The sequence below is a fragment of the Pseudonocardia acidicola genome, from assembly GCF_012911935.1.
Classification (GTDB): Bacteria; Actinomycetota; Actinomycetes; order Mycobacteriales; family Pseudonocardiaceae; genus Pseudonocardia; species Pseudonocardia acidicola.
Genome location: NZ_JAAXLA010000013.1, coordinates 1 through 23,280 on the forward strand (window position 1 = coordinate 1; position 23,280 = coordinate 23,280).

Genomic DNA, 23,280 nt, shown 5'->3' on the forward strand with positions numbered 1-23,280 from the left:
CGCATCGTCACCGCACAGCCCGCCTCGGCCGACGGCGAGCCGACCACGCCAACCGAGGCACTGACCGCATAAACTCAACCAAGATCACGCGGAGTCGATCTCATACACCAGCTCCGCGGACGTGGCCCCCCGGTAGCCGGACATCTCTGGAAGGTGAGGTCATGGACGAATCCATGCGCAAGCTGGCGATGGCCCTCAGCTGGTTACTGGCGAACGCATTGCTCCTGCTCAACGTGCTCGCCATGACGAAGATCCTTCTCGGTCTCGACACCGTGAAGATCGTCGTCGTCCTGTTCCTGTGCCAGTTCTTCTTCGGACTGGTCTGGGGCGGGGTCGAGCGCGCGCAGCGAGAGCGCCGGGAGACCCAAGCAGAGCTTTTCGCCCTCGTGGGGCGCCATCGCGGTGATCATCGGTCCATCGTCGTCGACCAGGATCCGCTGCCTCGCCGCGACGGCGCACCATGACCGCGGCCCGATAGGCACTGCTCTTCCCTGTCCGGACAGGTCGGTCCGAGCAGTCCTCCGGCCGCCTTGCGGCAAGTCGCCGAGACGATCGAGGCTTTGCCACTTCCCGTCCCAAGGCCGATCGCCTTGCCACGCGCGGCCACGCAGCCCTGCCGCTCCCCGAGGGGCGAAGCCGGCATCGATCCATGCTCTTCCACCCGACGCCGGGATCGGTCGACATCGCTGTCGAGATCCCCGGCGGATCCGTCGTCGCAGGGACCTCGACCGAGGCCAGCCTGCGGAGCATGGCGCGTGACCACATCGCGGTGCAGGGCGCGACCGTCGAGCTGATGCGAACCGCGGCCTACCAGTTACCGCGAGGCAGCATGTACGGGGCAGGACTTCGAGCACCGCGACAACCTCGGGCAATACCGCAAGACCCTCGTCTGCTGACCGCCGCGTCCGGCGCCGATCGGGATGGCCGGTCCTGTCGAGGGGGCCGGCCCGGGCCGGCGCCGGGCACCGAGGCGGCCCAGTGCCTCCGCCGGCCGGCCGGCACCAGGCCAACGACCGCCGGAGGCAGTGGGGCTGCAGGTTCAGCGGGCCGAACTCAGGCAGGTGACCACGGTCGGATCCGCCGGGCCGGGAGCGGCCCGGCGGTCGGCGATCGCGTAGAGAGCCAGGACGCGGTTCGGTCGTCGCCTCGTGGTCCGGGTCGTGCTGGTCGTGAAACAGCCCGAGGGTGCAGTTGCGGGGAGCGGGCCCGCCCGGCCGGCGGCTACACCACGTTCACCGGAAGGGCCCGGGGGTCGCTCCGGGGGCCGGCGATGAGTCCTGCTACCCGCGACGGTCTGAACAACCGTCAACCCAGGCAAGGAGGAGTTCATGAGCAGCACCACGACCGCGGGCGTCAGCAAGATCGCCAACGTCATCGTCCTCGTCGAGGACGTGGACCGGGCGATCGAGTTCTACACGGCGAGGCTCGGACTGGAGAAGCGCTCCGACGTTCCCTTCGGCGGCGACTACCGCTGGGTCGAGGTCGCCCCGGCCGGCGCCGACACCGTGATCGCGCTGTGCCCGCCGGGGCCGGACGGGCAGGTCGGCGGTCGGCAGACCGGGATCAGCTTGCAGACCGATGACATCGACGCCTACCACGCACAACTGAAGGCAGGGGGCGTCGACGTCGACGCCGAGGTCAGCCGGATGGGAGGTCCTGTCCCACCGCTGTTCTGGTTGCGTGATCCGGAGGCCAACACGCTGATGGTGGTCGAGGTCCGCTGAGACGAACCCGCCCGAGGCGAGCGGCGGCACCGGCGGCACGTTCAGCTTCAGTGAGAAGTGTTCAACAGGGCTGAGGGCTGACGGCCGTCGGTTCCGTCGACGGGCATGCTCGTGCCGGCATCGGCCAGTAGGTCGATGCCGGTGTTGCGGGCGGTGGCGCGGCGACGGGGTCGGTGAAGAGCGTGAACAGCGCTGTGGCCGGATCGCCGTCGCGGGCGAGCTGATCGGCTTCCTCGCGAAGCTGGAGGAGCAGCTCCTTCAGGATGGCCCGGAGCAGCACCTGCTCGGTGGGAAGTGGCGCAGAGGTCTCGGCCAAGCGGATACGCAACCGCGACGCCGGTGAGCTCAGGGCCGAACTGGCTCGGCTGATCACGGAGTTGGAGGGCGGGAGGGACGAGTCCAGCCCGCCAGGGCGTTCGTGACCGATCTGACGGGTGAGGGAGTCCGCGTTCTCCTGATCGGGACCGGCACCCATACCGGTCCGACGTTGTCCTCGGTACCGGCGGTCGCCCCCACCCTCGAGGCCCGGCGACGCAGCTTCACCGAACGGTGCGGCGTCAGTTCGGACAAGGTGCACGTCCTGCCGGATCCGTCCGACGCACGGACGATGGCGGCGGCGATCAGCGAGGAAGCGGTCCTGGCCCGGACCACGCCGATGGTGTACTTCGAGGGCCACGGGCTGCTCGGCCCTGGTAACGAGCTGTACCCGGCGACGAGCAGCCCGGACAAGCTGACGCCGGGCATGGCCGCCCTCCAGGCGTTGGCGTCGTCCGCCGCGGCTGACCGGATGCCTCACTGAACCTGAGCAGTTCCGGGTGTCCCGATCTCTTCGCGACAGCGGGCGCACGATCTGAGCCCAGGGCTCACGAGCCCAGCCGACGACAGTGCTGACCCGCCGGCCGCTGCCGGCACCCAGCCTCCCACAACAGTCCCGGCAAGCCCATCAGCCGAGCGCGACGTCGGTGGACCGCGACTCGGCGGCATCCAGCGCGGCCATGGCGGTGTCGTCGAGTTCGATCGTTCCGGCAGCGACGTTCGCCTCGAGGTGGGCGGGGCTCGCGGTGCCCGGGATGAGCAGCACGTTCGGGGCGCGGTGCAGCAGCCAGGCCAGGCCGACCTGCGACGGGGTGCAGCCGAGGGACCGCGCGGCGACGCGGACGGCCGGATCGTCGGCCACCTTCGGCATGCCGGGGAAGGCGCCGCCGAGCGGGAAGAACGGCATCCACGCGATTCCTTGGCCGGTGCAGAGCCGGAGCATCTCCTCGTCTCCGCGCGAGACCAGGCTGTAGGCGTTCTGGACGCAGGCGACGCCGGCCGGGATTGCCCGGCGCAGCCCGTCCGGGGTGACGCTGCTCAGGCCGAGCGCGCCGATCTTGCCCTCGTCCCGCAGCGCGGTCATCACCGCGAGCTGGTCGTCGAGGTCGACCACCTGGTCACCCTCGGCCCGCAGGCCAGGCCCGGTGTCCAGGCGGCGCAGATTCACCACCGGGATCTGGTCGAGGCCGAGGCTCTTGAGGTTGTCCTCGACGCTCGCCCGCAGCTGCTCGGGCCGCTGTGCGGGCCGGAGCGGGATGGGGCCGCCGGGGTCGGGGTCAGCACCGACCTTGCTGACGACCACGACGCCGTCCCCGGGGCGGAACGCGTCGCGGATGACACCGTTGACGAAACCGTCGCCGTAGAACTGGGCCGTGTCGACGTGGTCGACGCCGAGCTCCACCGCGCGGCGCAGGAGGACGATCGCGGCGTCGCGGTCGGCGTGCAGGCGCTCCAGCTGCATCGCGCCGTAGCCGATGCGGGAAACCGTCAGGCCGCCGAGTTGTCCGGCGCCGCCGGCCCGCGGGGCGCCGGTCGCCGTGTCGTTCGGGGCGGGCGTGGTGTTCGAGGTCATGGGGGCCCATCCTCATGAGACGATGAGATAAGCGGAGGCTCCTCCGGTCCACGAAAGTAGCACTCTTATCGGAGGTTCCTCCGCTTTGAAGCCCGCCAACCCGACATCTCCCGGAACGAACCCCGGGGCGAAGCCGCGCGGCGCCCGTGCGCCCCGCGCCGACGCGCTGCGCAACCGCGACAAGCTCGTCCAGGTCGCCCGGGCCGCGTTCGCGGCCACAGACGACACCGTCTCGCTCGAAGGCATCGCCCGCGAGGCAGGCGTCGGGATCGGCACGCTGTACCGCCACTTCCCGACCCGCGAGGCCCTGGTGGAGGCCGTGTACGCCGCCGAACTGGACGACGTCACCGGCAGCGTTCCCGCCCTGCTCCAGGAGTTCCCGCCGGCGGCGGCGCTCCGGGTGTGGATGGAGCGTTACGCCGCGTTCATCGCGACGAAGCGCGGGATGGTCGACACGCTTCGCGCCGGCTGGACCTCGGGGCGGATCGCCACACCGACCACGCGGGAACGCATCACCGCCGCGATCGGCACGATCCTCGCGAGCGGAGCCGAAGCGGGCTCGCTCCGCGCCGACGTCGACCCGGAGGACGTCACCGCGATACTGCTGGGAGTCTTCCTCACCACCGCGGCCAGCGACACCCCGGAGCAGGCCGGACGGCTGCTCGACCTCGTCGTGGACGCGCTGCGGCCGAAGACGGCCGGCCGGTCCCAGCCCACGACAGCGGCCGGCGGCGGGTTCCGTGGCGGCGGCGCGGGTAGCTGACGATCACCGCGACATCTCCTCGGGAACCCGCGTGACGACGGCCCTGGGCTCAGCGCCGGGGTCGGCGGTTCAGCCGGTGGACGCTGCTCCCGTGCTGCGATCCGTGGTGGGAGCGGGGCTCGTTGCCACCGCTGGAGTGGCCGGGTTGTCTGCCGGCACGGCCTGCCGGGCTGCGATCGCGCGGCGCCGACGCCGAACGAGCACCGCCGAGAGCACTGAGGACACCAGCAACCCGGCTCCCGCCATCCATGGCCGGTTCAGCCGGTTCCGCAGCGCCGCGTCCAGAGACCAGTCCCCCGGCCCGGTCAGGGACAGCGCAGCCGACGACAGGCCGAGCAGGGCCGGGTACTCGTATCCGCCATCGGCGGCGAAGAAGCCGTTGGGGGCGTGTACCGATGCGGCCGCGATCATGGTGCCCGCCGCGACCGAGCCGGCGGCCGGAGTGGCCAGCCCGAGCGCGATCAGGGTGCCCCCACCCGCCTCGGCGACCCCCGCGGCCATCGCGTTGACGCGACCCGGCTGGAACCCCATCTGGTCGAAGGCGCCCGCGGTTCCCTCGATCCCATGGCCACCGAACCACCCGAACAGCTTCTGCGCACCGTGGGCGAACAGCACTCCCCCGACGCCGGCGCGCAGCGTGAGCAGGCCGAGATTCTGCGCTGGCGTGAACCCCATGGGTGACTCCCTTCCCCGACGCTTCGCCATGCGGGATGCCCATGCCGCAAGCGTTCATGCGTCCGCGCCTGCCGCTCCCTCGTGGATCACCGGACCCGCGTCCGGTCCCGGCCGCGCAGCCGCCTCCCGCGGCGTCAGCAGGTACGCCGTGGGATCGGCCACCTGACAGCGGTCGGCCCCCGCCCATGTCAACCAGGCGTCCTACACCGCATCCTCGGCATCGGTTGCGGGTGCCGAGGATGCGGTGGCCGCGCAACCGGCCTCTCGCCCGCGGCGACTGCCCTCAACGGTCCGAGCACTGTGCCCCGCTTTCTCCCCTGGGTATCTTCCACTCGGGCGAACAGGAGGTCGGATGCCATGACCATCTCGGTTTTTCTGCTCGACGACCACGAGGTCGTGCGGCGCGGCATCGCGCAACTGCTGGAGACCCAGGACGACATCGAGGTGGTCGGCGAAGCCGGTACCGCGGCACAGGCGTTGGCCCGGATCCCCGCGCTGCGCCCGGACGTGGCGATCCTGGATGTCCGGCTGCCCGACGGCGAGGGCGTGGCGGTGTGCCGGGAAGTACGGTCCGCGGTGGACCCGGCCCCGGCCTGCCTGATGCTGACCTCGTACTCCGACGACGAAGCACTGTTCGGAGCGATCATGGCCGGCGCGTCGGGGTACCTGCTCAAGCAGGTCGCCGGGGTGGATCTGATCGGAGCGGTGCGCACCGTCGCCGGCGGCGGGTCGCTGCTGGATCCGAGGGCCACAGCGCAGGTGATGGAGCGGCTGCGAAAGGGTGACGAACCCGTCGACCCGCGGTACGCCTCGCTGACGCCACAGGAACAGCGCATCCTGGATCTGATCGCCGACGGGCTGACGAACCGGCAGATCGGTGCCGAGATGTACCTGGCGGAGAAGACGGTGAAGAACTACGTGTCGTCGCTGTTGCGCAAGCTCGGCTTCGCCCGCCGCACCGAGGCCGCGGTCTACGCCACCGAACGGCGGCATGCGGAGGGCCGGCCCGGCCCGGCGTGAGGTGACTTTCGGCCCGAGATGCACGGTTCCGGCGTCCGGGACGCTGACGGGGAGGGGGCTGCGACCGCCCTCGGACCCCTACCGAAGGAACCTCCATGGTGTCGTCGACCTCGTCTCCGGCAGCCCGCCCCCGCCCGGGAACCCGGCACCTGCGCGGTCCCGCCCTCGGGCGGGGACTCCTGGTCGCGGTCATGGCCGGACACGGGCTGCTGTTCGTCCGGTTCACCGTGGACACAGCTGCCCACTGCTGAGGGCCGCCGCACGCGCGGGATAGGGCCCGAAGTCCCGGACCGGACCGGGCCCTCGGCGCCACCCGCACTGATCGACTTCCCGGTTCGAGGGGTCCCTCGGCCCTCCCGCGCGGCGACCCGCGACGCGACGCTGTGACGGCCGGGCCGCGCGGCGCCGAACGGGCGTACGCGGGTGGCCGGCGGACGCCGACGGAGGAGCAATGAACCTCGACCTCGCACGGTGGCAGTTCGCCATCACCACCGTGTACCACTTCCTGTTCGTGCCGCTCACCATCGGGCTGTCCATGCTCGTCGCCGGCATGCAGACCGCGTGGGTCCGCACCGGGGACGACCGCTACCTGCGGATGACGAAGTTCTGGGGCAAGCTCTTCCTGATCAACTTCGCGATGGGCGTGGTCACCGGCATCGTGCAGGAATTCCAGTTCGGGATGAACTGGAGCGCCTACAGCCGCTTCGTCGGGGACGTCTTCGGCGCCCCGCTGGCCATCGAGGGGCTGCTCGCGTTCTTCCTCGAGTCCACCTTCCTCGGACTGTGGATCTTCGGCTGGGACCGGCTGCCCAAGCGCGTGCACCTGGCCTGCATCTGGATGGCCTCGATCGGCACCGTGCTGTCGGCCTACTTCATCCTCGCGGCGAACTCCTGGATGCAGCACCCCGTCGGCTCGGTGGTCAACAGCGCCAGCGGCCGCGCGGAGCTGCGCGACTTCAGTGCCGTGCTCACCAATTCCACCGCGGTCGGCGCCTTCACGCACACGATCACCGCGTCCTTCGTCACCGCCGGGGTGTTCGTGATGGCGATCAGCGCCTGGCACCTCGGGCGCGGCCAGCACACCGAGGTGTTCCGCCCCTCGATGCGGCTCGCCCTGGCCACGGTGGTCATCGCGACCATCGGCGTCCTCGTCACCGGCGACCTGCAGGCCCGGCTGATGACGGCACAGCAGCCGATGAAGATGGCCGCCGCGGAGGCGATCTACAACACTTCCGGCCCCGCCTCGTTCTCGCTGTTCACCATCGGCAGCCTGGACGGTCGCGCCGAGGTGTATTCCATCCGCGTCCCCGGGCTGTTGTCGTTCCTGGCCCACGGAGACTTCAGCCAGCCGGTCGAGGGCATCAACAATGTGCAGGCCGCCGAGGTCGCGGCCTTCGGCCCCGGCGACTACACCCCCGCCATCCCGGTGACCTACTGGACGTTCCGGTTCATGATCGGGTTCGGCCTGCTCGCCGGGTTGGTCGCGCTGGTCGGGCTGTGGCTGACCCGCCGCCGCGCCCGGCGCCCGGTCCCGCGCTGGTTCTTCGCCGCCGCCTTCGCGGCGCTGGTGCTCCCGTTCCTGGCCAACAGCGTGGGCTGGATCTTCACCGAGGTGGGCCGGCAGCCCTGGGTGGTCTACGGCACGCTGCGCACCGCCGACGGGGTCTCCCCCACCGTCACGTCCGGCACCGTACTCACCTCACTGATCGTGTTCACCCTGCTCTACGGGGCCCTCGCGATGATCGAAGTCATGCTGATGGCCCGCTACGCCGCTGCGGGGCCGCCACCACCCACCCCCACCGAACCGGCCGAGGACACCGGCGAGCCGCTGCCGCTGGCCGTCGCCTACTAGAAGGAGCCCGGACATGACACTGAACATGGTGTGGTTCCTGCTGATCGCCGTGCTCTGGACCGGCTACTTCGTCCTGGAGGGCTTCGACTTCGGGGTCGGGATCCTGCTGCCGGTGGTCGGCCGCACCGAGACCGACCGCCGCGTCGCCATCAACACCATCGGCCCGGTCTGGGACGGCAACGAGGTCTGGCTGCTCGTCGCCGGCGGCGCCACCTTCGCCGCCTTCCCGGAGTGGTACGCGAGCCTGTTCTCCGGCTTCTACCTCGCACTGCTGCTGATCCTGGTCGCGCTGATCCTGCGCGGTGTCGCGTTCGAGTATCGCGGCAAGATCGACAGTGACCGGTGGCGGCGCAACTGGGACATCGCGATCGCCGTCGGCTCCCTGGTACCGGCCCTGCTGTGGGGTGTCGCGTTCGCCAACATCGTGCAGGGCGTCCCGCTGAACGCCGCCCACGAGTTCACCGGATCGCTGCTGACCCTGCTCAACCCCTACGCCCTGCTGGGCGGGCTGGCCACGCTGCTGCTGTTCACCCTGCACGGGGCGGTCTTCCTCACCCTGAAGACCACCGGCGAGGTGCACGCGCACGCTGCCGGCCTGGCCAAGCGCGCGGGCGTCCTCGCGGTGGTGATCGGGGGCGCGTTCCTGCTGTGGACGCAGGCGGCGCACGGGCACGGCTGGACCCTCGCCGCGGTCGTCGTCGCAGCAGCAGCGCTCGTCGCCGGCACGGTCGCGGTGGGCCGGGGCCGCGAGGGCTGGGCGTTCGTGCTCACCGCACTGGCGATCGTGGCCGTCACCGTCACCCTGTTCGGCTCGCTGTATCCCGACGTGCTCCCCTCGAGCACCGACCCGGCCTACAGCCTCACCATCGTCAACGCCGCGTCCACCCCCTACACGTTGACGATCATGACCTGGGTCGCGGTCGTGTTCACCCCGATCGTGCTGTGCTACCAGGCCTGGACGTTCTGGGTGTTCCGGCGACGGATCGGCCGCCACGACATCCCGGCCGCCGCCGGCCTGCCCGCTCGATGAGACCGCTCGACCCCCGGCTGCTGCGGCACGCCCGGGCGACCCGGACCTTCATCATCGTCTGCGCCGGCATCGCCGTCGCGACCGCGCTGCTGGTGCTGGTGCAGGCGCAGTTGCTCTCGGCCGGCATCGAGCGCGCGTTCCTCGGTGGTGCCGGGCTCGCCGAGCTGAGCCCGCTGCTCATCGGGCTGCTCGTCGTGGTCGCCGGCCGGGCCGCGCTCGCCTGGGCCGGGGAGGCCTCGGCACACCGCGCCGCGGCCGACGTGATCCGTCAGCTGCGCACCCGGCTCGTGGGGCACGTGCTGGCCCTGGGACCGCGCCGGCGCACCCTGCCACCGGGCGGGGAGCTGGCCACGCTGGCCACCCGCGGACTCGACGGGCTGGAGGGCTACTTCAGTCGCTACCTGCCGACGCTGCTCGTCGCCGCGGTGGTACCGGCGGTGGTGGCCGGCCGGATCCTGTTCGCCGACTGGCTCTCCGGGCTGATCATCGGGCTCACCGTGCCACTCATCCCGATCTTCATGATTCTCATCGGGCTGCACACCGAGCGCTCCACCCGCCGGCAGTGGCGCACCCTCGCCGTGCTCGGCCACCACTTCCTCGACCTGGTCGCCGGGCTCGATGTCCTCGTGGCGTTCGGCCGGGCCCGGCGGCAGACCGAGCGGCTGCGGGCGCTCGCGGAGAACCATCGGCAGGCGACCATGCGCACCCTGCGGGTGGCCTTCCTCTCCGCGCTCACCCTCGAGTTGCTCGCCACCCTCTCGGTCGCGCTGGTCGCGGTGTCGATCGGGCTGCGGCTGGTGGAGGGCAGGCTCGATCTCGGTACCGCGCTGCTCGTGCTGGTCCTCGCCCCGGAGGTCTACCTGCCGCTGCGCGCGGTCGGCGCCCGGTTCCACGACTCCGCCGAGGGCCTCGCCGCCGCTGCCGAGGTGTTCGCCGTGCTGGAGACCCCGGACCGCGTGCGCCCGGCCACGGCGGGCCCGCCCGATCCGTCCCGCGTCCCGGTCCGGCTGCGCGAAGTCCGCGTCGACGGCCGCGGCGGGCCGGTGCTCGACGGCCTCGATCTGGTGCTGACACCCGGCACCGTGCTGGGTCTGCGGGGCCCCAGCGGCTGCGGCAAGTCCACGGTGCTCGATCTGCTGCTCGGGCTGCGGACACCGGACGCCGGCCAGGTCACCGTGGGTGCGACCGACCTCGCCGACGTCGACCGGGCCGCGTGGCTGAGCCGGATCGCCTGGGTTCCGCAACGGCCGGTGCTGCTGGCCGGCACGGTCGCGGACAACATCCGGCTCGCCGACCCCACCGCCGACCCGGCCCGGGTCCGCGACGCCGCCCGGGCGGCCGCGCTGGACGTCGCACTCGAGACATCCCTCGGGGAGGACGGGGCCGGGCTGTCCACCGGCCAGCGCCGCCGGGTGGCACTCGCCCGCGCCGTCCTCGCCGACCGGCCGTTGCTGCTGCTCGACGAACCGACCGAGGGCGTCGACGCCGACACCGAGGCCGCGATCCTCTCCGCGCTGCCCGCCGTCACCGCCGGACGCACCACCGTGCTCGTCAGCCACCGGCCCGAGGTCCTCGCCCGCTGCGACCGGGTGATCGATCTCGCCGACCGCACCGGTTCCACCGCCGACGCGGCCCCCATGACCACGACCGCGACCGGGGTGGTGGTCCCGTGGTCTCGGTCGGCCCCCGGGGACCGGGTGGCGGCGGGCCCGCCACCCGGTCCCCCCGAACCCGCCGGCCCTGCGGGTGCCCTGCGCCGGACACTCACCGCCGCCCGGGCCCAGTGGTGGCGGCTCGCGCTCGCGGTCCTGCTCGGCAGCGCCGCTCTCGGCTGCGGCGTCGCGCTGACCGCCACCTCGGCCTGGCTGATCTCCACCGCCGCGCTGCACCCACCGGTGCTGACCCTGATGGTCGCCATCGTCGCGGTCCGCGCGTTCGGGATCGGCAAGGGCGTGCTGCGCTACGCCGAACGACTGGTGTCCCACGACGCCGCGTTGCGCACCGCCAGCGCACTGCGGGTACGGGTCTGGGAGGCGCTGGTCCGGCTCGGTCCGGCGGCCACCGCCCGGCTGCGCCGCGGCGAACTGCTGGCCCGCCTCGTCGGCGACGTCGACGCCCAGCAGGACGTGCTGGTCCGCACCGTGCTGCCCGCCGCGTCGGCGGCTGTCGTGGGCCTCGGCGTGAGCGTCGGGCTCGGGTTGCTGCTGCCCGCCGCCGGGGTGGCGACGGCACTCGGCCTGGTCGTCGCGGGGATCGGCGCACCGGCGCTCGCCGTATGGGCGGCCCGCCGGACCGAGCGGACCACCGCCGCGGCCCGCGGAGAGGTGCTCGCCCGCACCGTCGAACTGCTCGACGCGGCCCCGGACCTGCTCGCCTTCGGCGCCGACACCCGCTACCGCGACGGGCTCACCGCCGCCGACGGCCACCTCGGCGGGCTGCTGCGGCGGGCGGCCACCGCCCGTGGGCTCGGCGCCGGCGTGGGTGTGCTCGCCGTGGGCGTCACCTCGGTGGCCACCACCGCGCTCGGCGTCGCCGCCCTCCGGGCGGGCCTGCTGCCCGGTCCGGCCCTCGCCGTGCTCGCCCTGACCCCGCTCGCCACCGCTGACGTCGTCGTCGGCCTGCCCGACGCCGCGCTGCGGTTGATCGGGGCCCGCCCGGCAGCCCGGCGGCTCGCAGAGCTGGAACGACGGCCCGCCCCCGTCCGGGAACCCGCCGTCCCCGCCGGTGTGGCCCCGCCGGCCGCACTCGCCGCACACGACCTCGCGGTGCGCTGGCCCGGGGCCGCCAGCGACGCCGTGCAGCACGTGGACCTGCAGCTGGGCGGGAGCCGGCGGATCGCACTGACCGGACCGTCCGGGGCCGGGAAGTCGACGGTCGTCGCGGCGCTGCTGCGCACCCTCGATCCCAGCGCCGGCCGGCTGCTCGCCGACGGCCGCGACGTCCACGACCTCACCGGCGACGAACTGCGCCGCGGCATCGCCTGGTGTGGCCCGCACACCCATTTGTTCGACAGCACACTGCGGGCGAACCTGCAGCTCGCCGCGCCGCACGCCGGCGACGCCGAGCTCATCGCGGCGCTGCACCGGACCCGGCTCGGCGATTGGCTGGCCCGGCTACCCGACGGCCTGGACACCAGGATCGGGGAGCACGGCGGCACGGTCTCCGGCGGCGAGCGCCAGCGCATCGGGGTGGCCCGCGCGCTGCTCGCGGACCGGCCGATCATGCTGTTCGACGAGCCCACAGCCCATCTCGACGCGGCCACCGGCGACGCGCTGGCCGCCGAACTGCTCGCAGCCACGGCCGGGCGGACCGCGCTCGTCGTCACCCACCGGCCGGAGCAGACCCCCGGGTTGCCGCAGGTCCGGCTCGGCCACGCCCGCCCGGCGGCTGCCCGGCCGCCCGGCCCCGTCCTCCAGCTGTCCGGCAGCTGAGTGCCGGAGCCGACCCGGCCCGGGCCCAATGCCTCTGCCGTGGTCATCGGCGGGCCGTGAGGCTCTGCTCAGGACGACGGTACCGACCAGGGGGTGTGAAACCCGCTCCCGGCATCGGTCAGTGATCGAGAGGTGGCGGCATGGGCGGCTTCGAGACGTTGACCCCGGAAGAGTGCTTGCGTCTGCTCGCCCGCTCCACGATTGGGCGCCTCGGTGTCATGGTCGGCCGCTATCCCCTCATCTTCCCCGTCAATTACGCGCTCGACGACAACCTCGTCACGTTCCGCACGAGTCCCGGGACGAAGTTCGACGCATCGCAGTATGCGAACGTCTCGTTCCAGGCCGATCAGATCGAATCCTCCGGGGACGCGGCGTGGAGCGTTCTGGTGCTCGGCACGGTCTCGGTTCCCGACACCGATGATCCAGATGAGGTGGCTCGCCTGGAGCGGCTGGGAATCACCCCGATCGCCCCGGGCGACAAACCCCTGTGGGTTCAGGTCCTCCCCGAACACATCACCGGGCGCCGGGTCGGCGCGGACGGGATCCGATTCGCGTTCGACCCTCGCGGTTACCTCGGCCTGTACTACTGAACGATCTCCGGCCGGGGCGCGGCTCAGCCTCGAGCGGCCGCCACGGAATCGGCGAAGTGGACGCAGGTGACCCCGATGACCGCCTCGGCGATCAGCTGGGCGGTGCGCCGCTCGACCGGGTCGCGCTCCTCTCCGGTCAGGGTGACCTCGCCGTCGGACACCGCGACCGCCCAGTGGTCGGGCCCGGCGTAACACCCCAGCCGACGGGTGACATCGGCGGCGATGAGCGCATCGTCGCGGGCCAGCGCCCGGACCAGGTCGCGGTAGGTGACCACGCCGACCACGGTGCCGTCGTCGACGACCGGCACCGCGCGGACTCCGGCCAGCCGCAGCACGGTGACCAGGTCGGCGACGCCCTCCTGCGGGTGCGCGACGAGCACGTCGGTGTGCATGACGTCGCCGACGGTCTTCGCGGGGTCGTGCACCGAGGGGCGGGGCCCCGGGATCCGGGGGTCCGGCGGGAACCGGTCGGCCAGCAGGTCCGGCTCGCCGACCAGCCCGACGAGGCCGCCGTCGGCGTCGACCACCGGCAGGCAGGTGAATGCGTTCTCGGCCAGTGTCAGCGCCGCCTGCTTCACCGGTGTACCGGGTGCCACGACCACCGCGGGACTGGACATGACCTCACGCACGCGCATCGACGTCCTCCTGTACTTGCTGCCGGCTCGACGCTACGAGCGCCGGGCGGGGCAGGCAGGAGCCCTCCGGCCCCGATGCACGGGGCTTCCGCCACCGTGGCCCCGGGGAACAGGGACCGGACGGCCCGGCGGGCTCATCAGCCGGCGGCCGCCGGCACCTGCTCGGCTCGGCGGCGCACGACCGACGCGGTGAACAGGCCCGCCGCCGTGGCCGTGGCCACCAGCAGGAGGAACCCGAGCGTGTAGTCACCCCGCACGCCGTAGGCGAGGCCCATGACCAGCGGTGGGAAGAAGCCACCGAGCCCACCCGCGGCACCGACCACTCCGGTCACGGCCCCGACCCGCTCGGGCACCACCAACCGGGCGACGAGCGCGAAGACCGCGCCGGTGCCGACACCGAGTGCGGCGGCCATACCGAGGAAGGCCAGCGTCGCGACCGGGATCAGCGGGAACCCGAATGCAACCACCAGGGCCGGTAGCGCGACCGCGCCGTACGCGATGACCAGGACCGCGACCGGCTGGAAACGGTCGGACAGCCAGCCCCCGACGGGTCGCATGGCGACGGCGAGGATGACGAAGCCGGCGGTCCGCAGTGCCGCGTCGCTGCGATCGAGGTGATAGGCGTTGGTCAGGTAGGTGGGCAGGTACACGCTGAACGCCACGAAGCCGCCGAACGCCACGGCGTAGAGGAACGACAGCGCCCACGTCACCGGCATGCTCAGCGACGTCGCGAGCCGGTTCAGCATGCTCCCCGGAGCGACGGGCCGGTCGGGCCGGTCACGCAGCAGCAGGTAGGCGGCCGCGGCGTAGATCACGAGGACCGCCGCGACCAGGTCGAACGGGAAGCTGGGTCCGATCGCCCTCGCCAGCTGCACGGTGGAGAACGCCGAGATCGCCGTGCCACCCATGCCCACACCGAAGATGCCCAGGGCCAGCCCGCGCCGGTGCGGCGGGAACCAGGAGTTCACGAACGGGATGCCGATGGCGAACGTGGTGCCACCCAGGCCGAGGAAGAAGCCGCCGGCGAGGTAGCCGGCCAGCGAGTCGGCGAGGTGACCGAGGTAGAGCACCGGCAGGACGGTCAGCAGCGCGACGGCCGGGAACATCCGGCGGGCACCCAGCCGGTCGGTGAGTGCGCCGACCGGGATCCGGCCCAGCGACCCGACGATGACCGGCACCGCCACCAGCAGCGACTGCTGAACCGAGGTGAGCGCCAGTTGCTCGCGCAGGGTCGCGCCCAGCGGTGACAGCAGCGCCCAGGCCCAGAAGGTCACCGCGAAGCCGAGCGTGGCCATGGCGAGCATCGCCGCCGCGCGCGGCTGCGACGGCACCGACGGCGCGGCGATCGGTGGTGTCCCCTTCGCGGCTGGTCTGGTCACGATGCTTCTCCTCTTCTGCCCGTATGACGCTGCGCATTTCCGTTCGCCGTCCACGGTCGTGCGCCCGGGTATGTGATCGGCAGAGACCTTTCGTTTCCCTTCCGCGGGACCTTCGACATTGCTCTGCCCGGATCCGAATGCCAGGGTCGGTGAGGGCGGTCTGCTGCGAAAGGACGCGGCCATGGCTCTCGACGCGGAGACAGGCGATGGGCGGGCAGCCGCTCCACGGAGCGCGACCGACGGACCTGCCGCCGATGCGCTGCTGCGGACCGGGCGGTTCTTCACCCGCCGGGAGACCTCGGACGATCTGCGTGCGGTGTTCCGCGAGGGCGGCCGCGAGGGCGACGTGTTCTACCGGGACCGGTGGAGCCACGACAAGGTGGTGCGCTCCACGCACGGGGTGAACTGCACGGGCTCGTGCTCGTGGAAGGTCTACGTCAAGGACGGCATCATCACCTGGGAGACCCAGCAGACCGACTACCCGTCGGTCGGGCCGGACTCCCCGGAGTACGAGCCACGCGGCTGCCCGCGGGGTGCGGCTTTCTCCTGGTACACCTACTCCCCCACCCGGGTGCGCTATCCCTACGCCCGCGGCGTCCTGGTCGCGATGTACCGCGAGGCGAAATCCCGGCTCGGCGATCCGGTGGCTGCGTGGGCCGAGGTCACCGGCGATGCGGACAAGCGCCGCCGCTACCAGTCCGCGCGCGGCAAGGGCGGGCACGTGCGGGTGTCCTGGGACGAGGCCGTGGAGATCGTGGCGGCCGCGCACGTGCACACGATCAAGACCTACGGCCCGGACCGGATCGCGGGCTTCTCCCCGATCCCGGCCATGTCGATGGTCAGCCACGCGGCGGGCTCGCGGTTCATCGCGCTGATCGGCGGCGCGATGACGTCGTTCTACGACTGGTACGCCGACCTGCCGGTGGCCTCGCCGCAGGTGTTCGGCGACCAGACCGACGTCCCGGAGTCCGGGGACTGGTGGAACGCCACCTACCTGCTGATGTGGGGCTCCAACGTCCCGGTCACCCGCACGCCTGACGCGCACTGGATGGCCGAGGCGCGCTACAAGGGGCAGAAGGTCGTCGTCGTCTCGCCCGACTACGCCGACAACACCAAGTTCGCCGACACCTGGCTGCCCGCGCAGCCGGGCACCGACGGGGCGCTGGCCATGGCCATGGGCCACGTCATGCTGAAGGAGTTCTTCGTCGACCGGCGGGTGCCGTTCTTCGTCGACTACGTGCAGCGCTTCACCGACCTGCCGTTCCTCGTGACGCTCGAGGAACGCGACGGCGGGCACGTGCCCGGGAAGTTCCTCACCGCCGCCGATCTCGGCGACACCGGTGAGGGCGCGGCCTGGAAGACCGCGCTGCTCGACGGGCGCACCGGCGAGCCGGTCGTGCCGAACGGCTCACTGGGGTTCCGCTACACCGAGTCCGGCGCCGGGCGGTGGAACCTCGACCTGGGTGACGTCGCCCCGCAGCTCACCGTGCTCGGCGGCGAGACCACGGAGGTGCTGCTGCCCCGCTTCGACGCGCTCGACGGCACCGGCGGGGTGCTGCGCCGCGGTGTGCCGGTGCGCCGGATCGGCGGGCGGCTGGTCACCACGGTGTTCGACCTGATGCTCGCCCAGTACGGCGTCCACCGTGACGGGCTGCCCGGCCGGTGGCCCACCGGCTACGGCGACCCGGCCGAGCCGTACACCCCGGCCTGGCAGGAGGCGATCACGTCGGTGCCGGCCGGGCAGGTCGTCCGGGTGGCCCGAGAGATGGCCGCCAACGCCGAGGAGTCGCACGGCCGCACCATGATCATCATGGGGGCGGGCATCTGCCAGTGGTTCCACGGTGACGCCACTTACCGCGCGGTACTCGCGCTGCTCCTGCTCACCGGGTCGATGGGCCGCAACGGCGGCGGCTGGGCGCACTACGTCGGTCAGGAGAAGTGCCGGCCGGTCACCGGCTGGGCGACGATGGCGATGGCCACCGACTGGCAGCGCCCGCCGCGGCAGATGATCGGGACGGCGTACTGGTACACCCACACCGACCAGTGGCGCTACGACGGCTACCGCGCCGACGCGCTCACCTCCCCGCTGGCGCAGGGCCGGCTCGCAGGCATGCACACCATGGACACCATCGCGCTGTCCGCGCGGCTGGGTTGGATGCCGTCCTATCCGCAGTTCGACCGCAACCCGCTCGACGTGGCCGACGAGGCCGCCGCCGCGGGCCAGGAGGTCCCGGCCCACGTCGTCGCCCAGCTGCGCGAGGAGAAGCTGAGGTTCGCGATCGAGGATCCGGACGCGCCGCAGAACTGGCCGCGGTGTCTCACCCTGTGGCGGGCGAACCTGCTCGGCTCCTCGGCCAAGGGCGACGAGTACTTCCTCAAGCACCTGCTCGGCACGCACAACAACCTGATGGCCGAGCAGGCCCCGGCCGAGCGCCGGCCCCGCGACGTCACCTGGCGCGACGGCGACCCGCCGCAGGGCAAGCTCGACCTGCTGCTGTCGCTGGACTTCCGGATGACGAGCTCGACGCTGCTCTCCGACATCGTCCTGCCGGCAGCGACCTGGTACGAGAAGCACGACCTGAACACCACGGACATGCATCCGTTCGTGCACGCGTTCAACCCGGCGATCGACCCGCCGTTCGAGTCCCGGACCGACTTCGACGCCTTCGCCGCCATCGCCCGCCGGTTCAGCGAGCTCGCCCGCACCCACCTCGGGGTGCGCCGCGACGTCGTCGCCGTGCCGCTGCAGCACGACACACCGGGCGAGACCGCGCAGCCGGGCGGCCGCGTCCTGGACTGGCGCGCCGGTGAGGTCGAACCGGACCCCGGTCGCACGATGCCGAACTTCGTCGTCGTCGAGCGCGACTACCCGGCCGTCGCCGACAAGATGGCCGCCGTCGGACCGCTGCTCGACCGGCTCGGAATGACGACGAAGGGGATCACCTACCAGCCGGACGAGGAGATCGCCTACCTGGCGGCGAAGAACGGGGTGATGTTCGGCGGAGCCGGGGACGGCCGCCCGGCGATCGACACCGACGCGAAGATGGCCGAGGCCATCCTCGCGCTGTCGGCGACGACGAACGGTCGGCTCGCCGTGCAGGGATTCCGGCAGCTGGAGCGGCGCACCGGCACCAAGCTGGTCGATCTCGCCGAGGGCAGCGAGGACAAGCGCGTCGGGTTCGCCGACACCCAGGCCCGGCCGGTACCGGTGATCACCAGCCCGGAGTGGTCGGGCAGCGAGACCGGCGGGCGCCGGTATGCCCCGTTCACGGTCAACGTCGAGCGTGACAAGCCCTGGCACACCCTCACCGGGCGGATGCACTTCCTGCTCGACCACGACTGGATGCACGAGATGGGCGAGACGCTGCCGATCTACCGCGTCCCGCTGGACATGCACCGGCTGTTCGGCGAACCCCGCCCCGGCGAGCGCCCCGAGGACGGCGCCTCGGTGACGGTCCGCTACCTGACACCGCACTCGAAGTGGTCGATCCACTCGGAGTACCAGGACAACCTGTTCATGCTGTCGCTGTCCCGCGGCGGCCCCACGGTGTGGATGAGCGAGGCCGACGCCGCGGCGATCGGGGTGCGCGACAACGACTGGGTCGAGGCGGTGAACCGCAACGGCGTCCTGGTCGCGCGGGCGATCGTCACGCACCGCCTGCCGGCCGGGACGGTGTTCGTCTACCACGCGCAGGAGCGGGTGGTAGACGTACCGAAGTCGGAGGCGACCGGCCGCCGCGGCGGCATCCACAACTCGCTGACCCGGATCCTGGTCAAGCCGACCCATCTCATCGGCGGCTACGCCCAGCTGTCCTTCGCGTTCAACTATCTCGGGCCGACGGGGAACCAGCGCGACGAGGTCACCGTCGTCCGGCGCCGTACGAGCCAGAAGGTCGAGTACTGACATGCGCGTGATGGCCCAGATGGGCATGGTCATGAACCTCGACAAGTGCATCGGCTGTCACACCTGTTCGGTGACGTGCAAACAGGCGTGGACCAACCGCAGCGGCGTCGAGTACGTCTGGTTCAACAACGTGGAGACCCGCCCCGGGCAGGGCTACCCGCGCCGGTTCTCCGACCAGGAGACCTGGAAGGGCGGCTGGGTGCGCAACCGCCGCGGGCGACTGCGGCTCAAGGCGGGAGGCCGGTTCAAGAAGCTGCTCACGATCTTCGCCAACCCCGTCCTGCCCAACATCCGCGACTACTACGAGCCGTGGACCTACGACTACGAGAACCTCACCGATGCCCCGCTGGGCGACGACTTCCCCGTCGCCCGGCCGAAGTCGCTGATCTCCGGTGAGCCGATGGCCGTCGAGTGGAGCGCCAACTGGGACGACGACCTCGGCGGCGCCCCCGAACACGGGCCGCGCGATCCCATCGTCGAACACCTGCGCGCAGAGTCGGCGGAGAAGGTGAAGTTCTCCTACGAGCAGGCCTTCATGTTCTTCCTGCCGCGCATCTGCGAACACTGCCTCAACCCGTCCTGCGTGGCGTCGTGCCCGTCCGGGGCGATGTACAAGCGGGCCGAGGACGGCATCGTGCTGGTCGACCAGGACCGGTGCCGCGGCTGGCGGATGTGCGTGACCGGCTGCCCCTACAAGAAGGTCTACTTCAACCACCGCACCGGCAAGGCCGAGAAGTGCACGTTCTGCTACCCGCGGGTGGAGGTCGGGCTGCCGACCGTGTGCAGCGAGACCTGTGTGGGGCGGCTGCGCTACATCGGGCTGTTCCTCTACGACGCCGACCGGGTCACCGCGGCGGCCTCGGTCGCCGACGAGCAGGACCTCTACGAGGCCCAGCTCGACCTGCTGCTCGACCCGGCCGACCCCGAGGTGACCGCGGCCGCGCGCCGCGACGGCATCGCCGAGGACTGGCTGGAGGCGGCCCGCCGTTCCCCCGTGTACCGGCTGGCCAAGACCTACCGGGTCGCGCTGCCGCTGCACCCGGAGTTCCGCACGATGCCCATGGTCTGGTACATCCCGCCGCTGTCCCCGGTGGTCGACCGCCTCACCGAGACCGGCCACGACGGCGAGGACGCGGGCAATCTGTTCGGCGCGATCGACGCCCTGCGCATCCCGGTCGAGTACCTGGCCGAGCTGTTCACCGCGGGCGACCCCGAGCCGGTGCGCAGCGTGTTGCAGAAGCTGGCCACGATGCGTTCCTACATGCGGGACGTGACGCTGGACCGGCCGCGCGACGAGTCGATCGCGGCGGCCGTCGGGATGACCGGCGCAGAGGTCATCGAGATGTACCGGCTGCTGGCCATCGCGAAGTACGAGGAGCGCTACGTCATCCCGACCGCCTACGAGGGCGAAGCCCACCAACTCGAGGAGCTCGGCTGCAGCCTCGACGTCGACGGCGGGCCGGGCATGGTCGGCAGCGGCCCGTTCGGCGAGGCCTCGGGGCGTCCGCTGCCGGTGTCGGTGGAGACGTTCCACGCGCTGCGCGACCGGCAGACCAGCGACCGCATCGCCGATCCGGGCGACCGGGGCGCGCGGATCAACCTGCTGAACTGGGACGGCAAGGGCCGCCCCCCGGGGCTGTTCCCGCCGCGGCGGGAGGCGCCACCGGCCGCGGACGGGGCGACGCGGGCGGCCGAGCCCGACGAGGGCGCGCCATGAACGACGGCCGGCAAGCCCGCAGGACCGTGCTGCAGGCGGCCTCGGTGTGCCTGCAGTACCCCGACGACGTCGTGCTGGCGACGCTCCCGCTCGTCCGGGACGCGGTCGAGGCACTGCCCGAGGCCAGACCACGGGAACGGCTGGGCGCCTTCCTCGACTCCGCCGCGGCCACCCCGTCCGGCGAGCTGGCGCAGCACTACGTCGAGGTGTTCGACACCCGGCGGCGTTGTTGCCTGTACCTGACCTGGTGGACCGACGGCGAGACCCGGCGCCGGGGCGGTGCGCTCGCCGCGCTTAAGGCTCGCTACCGGGCCGCCGGGGCCGAGCTCGAGAGCAGCGAGCTGCCCGACTTCCTGCCGGTGGTACTCGAGTTCGCCGCCACCGCCGACCTCGCCGACGGGCTTGCCCTGCTGCAGGAGAACCGGGCGGGCATCGAGTTGCTGCGCCTGGCGCTGCTCGACGTGGGCACCCCGTACGCGGCGCCCGTCGAGGCGGTCTGCGCGCTGCTGCCGGGACCGTCGCCGGCCGATGTCGCCACGGCGAAGGCGATTGCACGCAGCGGCCCGCCGCGGGAGCAGGTCGGACTGGAGCTCGCGCCGTTCTCACCGGCGCCGACCGGAGGGCACCGATGAGCTGGCCGGGCGTGCTGCTGTGGGGCGTGCTGCCCTACGTCATGGTCGTGGTGCTCGTCAGCGGCACGATCTGGCGCTACCGCTACGACAAGTTCGGCTGGACCACCCGGTCGTCGGAACTCCACGAGTCACGACTGCTGCGTATCGGCAGCCCACTGTTCCACTTCGGGCTCCTCGTGGTGATCATCGGGCACGTCATCGGCCTGATCATTCCGAAGAGCTGGACCGACGCGGCCGGGCTGAGCCAGCAGGCCTACCACGTGCAGGCACTGCTGCTCGGCGGCATCGCCGGGTTCTGCACGCTGGTCGGTATCGGGATCCTGATCTACCGGCGGCGCACCACCGGCCCGGTCTTCATGGCCACCACGCGCAACGACAAGCTGATGTACGTCGTGCTCGTCGCAGCCATCGTCGCCGGGCTCGCGACGACGCTGCTCGGCGCGGCGGGCGGTGAGCAGCACAACTACCGGCTGTCGGTCGCACCGTGGTTCCGCTCGCTGTTCGTGCTGCAGCCCGACGTCGCCGCGATGAGCGCGGCCGGGCCGGCGTTCCAGCTGCACACCCTCATCGGCATGCTGCTGTTCACGATCTGGCCGTTCACCCGGCTGGTCCACGCGTTCACCGCGCCGGTCGGCTACCTGTTCCGGCCCTACATCGTCTACCGATCACGCCAGCGCGGACCGGCCGCGCGCCCGGCACGCCGCGGCTGGGAACGGATCTGACGCTCCGGAGAAGGCCGCAGCAGCCCGGTGACCGACGCGGCGGTGGCCAGCACGGCCAGCGCGCCGGTCGACCATCGCAGTGGTGCGCTCATGTGGCCAGCGGCAGCGCCGCGACAGCCGGGCTCCCGTCCGCCGCGGGCCGCGGGACCGGCCGGACGACGGTGACCGGACAGGGCGCGTGCGGCATGCACTGCAGACCCACCGACCCCAGCACCGCGCCGGCGAACCCACCACGACCGCGATGCCCGACCACGAGCAGAGCCGCGCGCCGGGCCTGCTCGAGCAGCACCCTCGCCGGGGAACCGGTCAGCGCCGGCACGTCGACGGGCACCCCCGCCACCTCCGCGCCCTGCTCCGCGACGACCTCCCGGACCGTGCGCCGAACACGCTGCTCGACGTCAGTCGTGACCTGCTCGAGCGTCGGCAGCGCCGTCGTCCCGGCGACAGGTGTCCCGTAGACCACCGCCCAGTACTCCGGGGGCTGGAACACGCTCACGGCCCTGACCTGCGCGTCCCGGCGGCCGGCTTCCTCCATCGCGTAGGCGAGTGCCGCTCGGGACTCCGCCGATCCGTCCACTCCCACCACGATCGTGGCCCGATCGTCCACATCGTCCTCCCCCACATCCGGCGCCCGGCCCGCTGCCGGCTCCCCACCCACGCTGCCGACCGGGCCAGCGGGATGCGACGGGCATAAAGCCCCACGGAGGAAGGCCCGTGGTCCCGGTCCGCCACCGGTACCGCGGACTCCCGCCCACGTTGGACTCATCGGCGACGAACGGAAGAGACGAACGACCCGTGCCGCCCATCGCGCGACACCGAGATCGAGGGCCATCGCCTCGCGACCCGCAGTGCGGGACGCGGTCAGATTCGAACGGGTCACGAGCCGAGGAGAGAGCCATGTCCGAACCTGCACCGGAGACGAGCGAACCGGCCGGGCCCGATCCGGTGACCGCCGCGTCGACTCCCGTGCAGGTACCCCGCCGGAGCGCCCGATGAGCCGCCCGGCCGACCCCGCCACGCTGACCCGGCTGGGCAGCATGGTCGCCCAACTGCTGGAGGAAATGCACACCGCTCCGCTCGACGGGCCCGGCCGCGACCGGCTCCGCGACGTGCACAGTCGCGCGCTGGGCGAGGTGCGCGACCGGCTGCCCACCGAACTGCGCGGCGAGCTGGACCGGCTCGCGCGACCGCCCGAACCCGGGCGCCCCGCTTCCGGGGCCGAGCTGCGGATCATGCAGGCGCAGCTGGTCGGCTGGCTGGAGGGTGTGTTCGCCGGCGCGGCCTTCGCCGACGCGCTCGGCGACGGGCACGCCTGACA

At 72.2% G+C, this 23,280-nt stretch carries 20 protein-coding genes; 14 read left to right on the plus strand and 6 right to left on the minus strand.

Annotated elements, in window-relative coordinates:
• Positions 1-161: 161 nt before the first annotated feature.
• Positions 162-464 (plus strand): hypothetical protein, encoded by a 303-nt coding sequence (locus tag HF526_RS09340; RefSeq protein WP_169380964.1) that lies wholly within the window; start codon positions 162-164, stop codon positions 462-464.
• Between the two features lie 864 nt (positions 465-1,328).
• Positions 1,329-1,724 (plus strand): VOC family protein, encoded by a 396-nt coding sequence (locus tag HF526_RS09345; RefSeq protein WP_169380965.1) that lies wholly within the window; start codon positions 1,329-1,331, stop codon positions 1,722-1,724.
• A 61-nt stretch (positions 1,725-1,785) separates the two neighbouring features.
• Here the strand turns inward: HF526_RS09345 and HF526_RS09350 are convergent, their stop codons facing one another.
• Positions 1,786-2,097: a hypothetical protein gene (locus HF526_RS09350; protein ID WP_169380966.1), complete on the minus strand. Its 312-nt coding sequence runs from the start codon at positions 2,095-2,097 to the stop codon at positions 1,786-1,788.
• A gap of 45 nt (positions 2,098-2,142) precedes the next feature.
• Between HF526_RS09350 and HF526_RS09355 the strand changes: the two genes are divergently transcribed.
• Complete coding sequence (locus tag HF526_RS09355) at positions 2,143-2,523, plus strand: hypothetical protein (protein ID WP_169380967.1); 381 nt, start codon at positions 2,143-2,145, stop codon at positions 2,521-2,523.
• A 144-nt stretch (positions 2,524-2,667) separates the two neighbouring features.
• On the opposite strand, the gene HF526_RS09360 is transcribed toward HF526_RS09355, so the two are convergent.
• Positions 2,668-3,612, minus strand: coding sequence for an aldo/keto reductase (locus HF526_RS09360; RefSeq protein ID WP_169380968.1), 945 nt, complete (start codon positions 3,610-3,612; stop codon positions 2,668-2,670).
• Positions 3,613-3,697: 85 nt separating this feature from the next.
• Here HF526_RS09360 and HF526_RS09365 point away from each other — a divergent pair, with 85 nt between their 5' ends.
• Positions 3,698-4,375 (plus strand): TetR/AcrR family transcriptional regulator, encoded by a 678-nt coding sequence (locus HF526_RS09365; RefSeq protein ID WP_169380969.1) that lies wholly within the window; start codon positions 3,698-3,700, stop codon positions 4,373-4,375.
• 69 nt (positions 4,376-4,444) lie between these two features.
• Here HF526_RS09365 and HF526_RS09370 read toward each other — a convergent pair whose 3' ends face one another.
• Positions 4,445-5,050, minus strand: a complete 606-nt coding sequence (locus HF526_RS09370; protein ID WP_169380970.1) for a DoxX family protein — start codon at positions 5,048-5,050, stop codon at positions 4,445-4,447.
• A 357-nt stretch (positions 5,051-5,407) separates the two neighbouring features.
• Here HF526_RS09370 and HF526_RS09375 point away from each other — a divergent pair, with 357 nt between their 5' ends.
• The 5 genes from HF526_RS09375 (at position 5,408) to HF526_RS09395 (ending at position 12,973) form a co-directional block, all read left to right on the plus strand.
• On the plus strand, positions 5,408-6,070 hold the full coding sequence (locus tag HF526_RS09375; protein WP_169380971.1) for a response regulator: 663 nt from the start codon (positions 5,408-5,410) through the stop codon (positions 6,068-6,070).
• Between the two features lie 451 nt (positions 6,071-6,521).
• Positions 6,522-7,922, plus strand: a complete 1,401-nt coding sequence (locus HF526_RS09380; RefSeq protein ID WP_169380972.1) for a cytochrome ubiquinol oxidase subunit I — start codon at positions 6,522-6,524, stop codon at positions 7,920-7,922.
• Between the two features lie 13 nt (positions 7,923-7,935).
• Positions 7,936-8,952, plus strand: coding sequence for a cytochrome d ubiquinol oxidase subunit II (gene cydB, locus HF526_RS09385; RefSeq protein WP_169380973.1), 1,017 nt, complete (start codon positions 7,936-7,938; stop codon positions 8,950-8,952).
• Positions 8,949-12,383, plus strand: a complete 3,435-nt coding sequence (gene cydD, locus HF526_RS09390) for a thiol reductant ABC exporter subunit CydD (RefSeq protein WP_169380974.1) — start codon at positions 8,949-8,951, stop codon at positions 12,381-12,383. Before cydB ends, cydD begins: the two co-directional genes overlap by 4 nt.
• 140 nt (positions 12,384-12,523) lie before the next feature.
• Complete coding sequence (locus HF526_RS09395) at positions 12,524-12,973, plus strand: pyridoxamine 5'-phosphate oxidase family protein (protein ID WP_169380975.1); 450 nt, start codon at positions 12,524-12,526, stop codon at positions 12,971-12,973.
• Positions 12,974-12,996: 23 nt separating this feature from the next.
• On the opposite strand, the gene HF526_RS09400 is transcribed toward HF526_RS09395, so the two are convergent.
• Both HF526_RS09400 and HF526_RS09405 read right to left on the minus strand, forming a co-directional pair.
• Entirely contained in the window at positions 12,997-13,608 is a 612-nt protein-coding gene (locus tag HF526_RS09400) for a CBS domain-containing protein (RefSeq protein WP_169380976.1), read from the minus strand.
• A 137-nt stretch (positions 13,609-13,745) separates the two neighbouring features.
• Positions 13,746-14,987 (minus strand): MFS transporter, encoded by a 1,242-nt coding sequence (locus HF526_RS09405; protein WP_338051380.1) that lies wholly within the window; start codon positions 14,985-14,987, stop codon positions 13,746-13,748.
• Positions 14,988-15,168: 181 nt separating this feature from the next.
• Between HF526_RS09405 and HF526_RS09410 the strand changes: the two genes are divergently transcribed.
• From HF526_RS09410 to narI, 4 genes are read left to right on the plus strand one after another with little or no spacing between them, the layout of a single operon-like run.
• Positions 15,169-18,891, plus strand: a complete 3,723-nt coding sequence (locus tag HF526_RS09410) for a nitrate reductase subunit alpha (RefSeq protein ID WP_169380977.1) — start codon at positions 15,169-15,171, stop codon at positions 18,889-18,891.
• Between the two features lies 1 nt (position 18,892).
• Entirely contained in the window at positions 18,893-20,608 is a 1,716-nt protein-coding gene (gene narH, locus HF526_RS09415) for a nitrate reductase subunit beta (RefSeq protein ID WP_169380978.1), read from the plus strand.
• Positions 20,605-21,240, plus strand: coding sequence for a nitrate reductase molybdenum cofactor assembly chaperone (narJ, locus tag HF526_RS09420; RefSeq protein ID WP_169380979.1), 636 nt, complete (start codon positions 20,605-20,607; stop codon positions 21,238-21,240). Before narH ends, narJ begins: the two co-directional genes overlap by 4 nt.
• Positions 21,237-21,962 (plus strand): respiratory nitrate reductase subunit gamma, encoded by a 726-nt coding sequence (gene narI, locus HF526_RS09425; RefSeq protein WP_169380980.1) that lies wholly within the window; start codon positions 21,237-21,239, stop codon positions 21,960-21,962. Before narJ ends, narI begins: the two co-directional genes overlap by 4 nt.
• Positions 21,963-22,050: 88 nt before the next feature.
• Here narI and HF526_RS09430 read toward each other — a convergent pair whose 3' ends face one another.
• A complete protein-coding gene (locus tag HF526_RS09430) occupies positions 22,051-22,569 on the minus strand; it encodes a universal stress protein (protein ID WP_169380981.1) in 519 nt (172 codons plus the stop codon).
• A 385-nt stretch (positions 22,570-22,954) separates the two neighbouring features.
• Between HF526_RS09430 and HF526_RS09435 the strand changes: the two genes are divergently transcribed.
• Positions 22,955-23,278: a proteasome activator gene (locus HF526_RS09435; protein WP_169380982.1), complete on the plus strand. Its 324-nt coding sequence runs from the start codon at positions 22,955-22,957 to the stop codon at positions 23,276-23,278.
• Positions 23,279-23,280 lie beyond the last annotated feature (2 nt).

Coding starts and splice junctions, on each gene's coding strand:
- HF526_RS09340 (WP_169380964.1), top strand. CDS start 162: ATGGACGAATCCATGCGCAAGCTGGCGATGGCCCTCAGCTGGTTACTG.
- HF526_RS09345 (WP_169380965.1), top strand. CDS start 1,329: ATGAGCAGCACCACGACCGCGGGCGTCAGCAAGATCGCCAACGTCATC.
- HF526_RS09360 (WP_169380968.1), bottom strand. CDS start 3,612: ATGACCTCGAACACCACGCCCGCCCCGAACGACACGGCGACCGGCGCC.
- HF526_RS09370 (WP_169380970.1), bottom strand. CDS start 5,050: ATGGGGTTCACGCCAGCGCAGAATCTCGGCCTGCTCACGCTGCGCGCC.
- HF526_RS09375 (WP_169380971.1), top strand. CDS start 5,408: ATGACCATCTCGGTTTTTCTGCTCGACGACCACGAGGTCGTGCGGCGC.
- HF526_RS09380 (WP_169380972.1), top strand. CDS start 6,522: ATGAACCTCGACCTCGCACGGTGGCAGTTCGCCATCACCACCGTGTAC.
- cydB (WP_169380973.1), top strand. CDS start 7,936: ATGACACTGAACATGGTGTGGTTCCTGCTGATCGCCGTGCTCTGGACC.
- cydD (WP_169380974.1), top strand. CDS start 8,949: ATGAGACCGCTCGACCCCCGGCTGCTGCGGCACGCCCGGGCGACCCGG.
- HF526_RS09395 (WP_169380975.1), top strand. CDS start 12,524: ATGGGCGGCTTCGAGACGTTGACCCCGGAAGAGTGCTTGCGTCTGCTC.
- HF526_RS09400 (WP_169380976.1), bottom strand. CDS start 13,608: ATGCGCGTGCGTGAGGTCATGTCCAGTCCCGCGGTGGTCGTGGCACCC.
- HF526_RS09410 (WP_169380977.1), top strand. CDS start 15,169: ATGGCTCTCGACGCGGAGACAGGCGATGGGCGGGCAGCCGCTCCACGG.
- narH (WP_169380978.1), top strand. CDS start 18,893: ATGCGCGTGATGGCCCAGATGGGCATGGTCATGAACCTCGACAAGTGC.
- narJ (WP_169380979.1), top strand. CDS start 20,605: ATGAACGACGGCCGGCAAGCCCGCAGGACCGTGCTGCAGGCGGCCTCG.
- narI (WP_169380980.1), top strand. CDS start 21,237: ATGAGCTGGCCGGGCGTGCTGCTGTGGGGCGTGCTGCCCTACGTCATG.
- HF526_RS09435 (WP_169380982.1), top strand. CDS start 22,955: ATGAGCCGCCCGGCCGACCCCGCCACGCTGACCCGGCTGGGCAGCATG.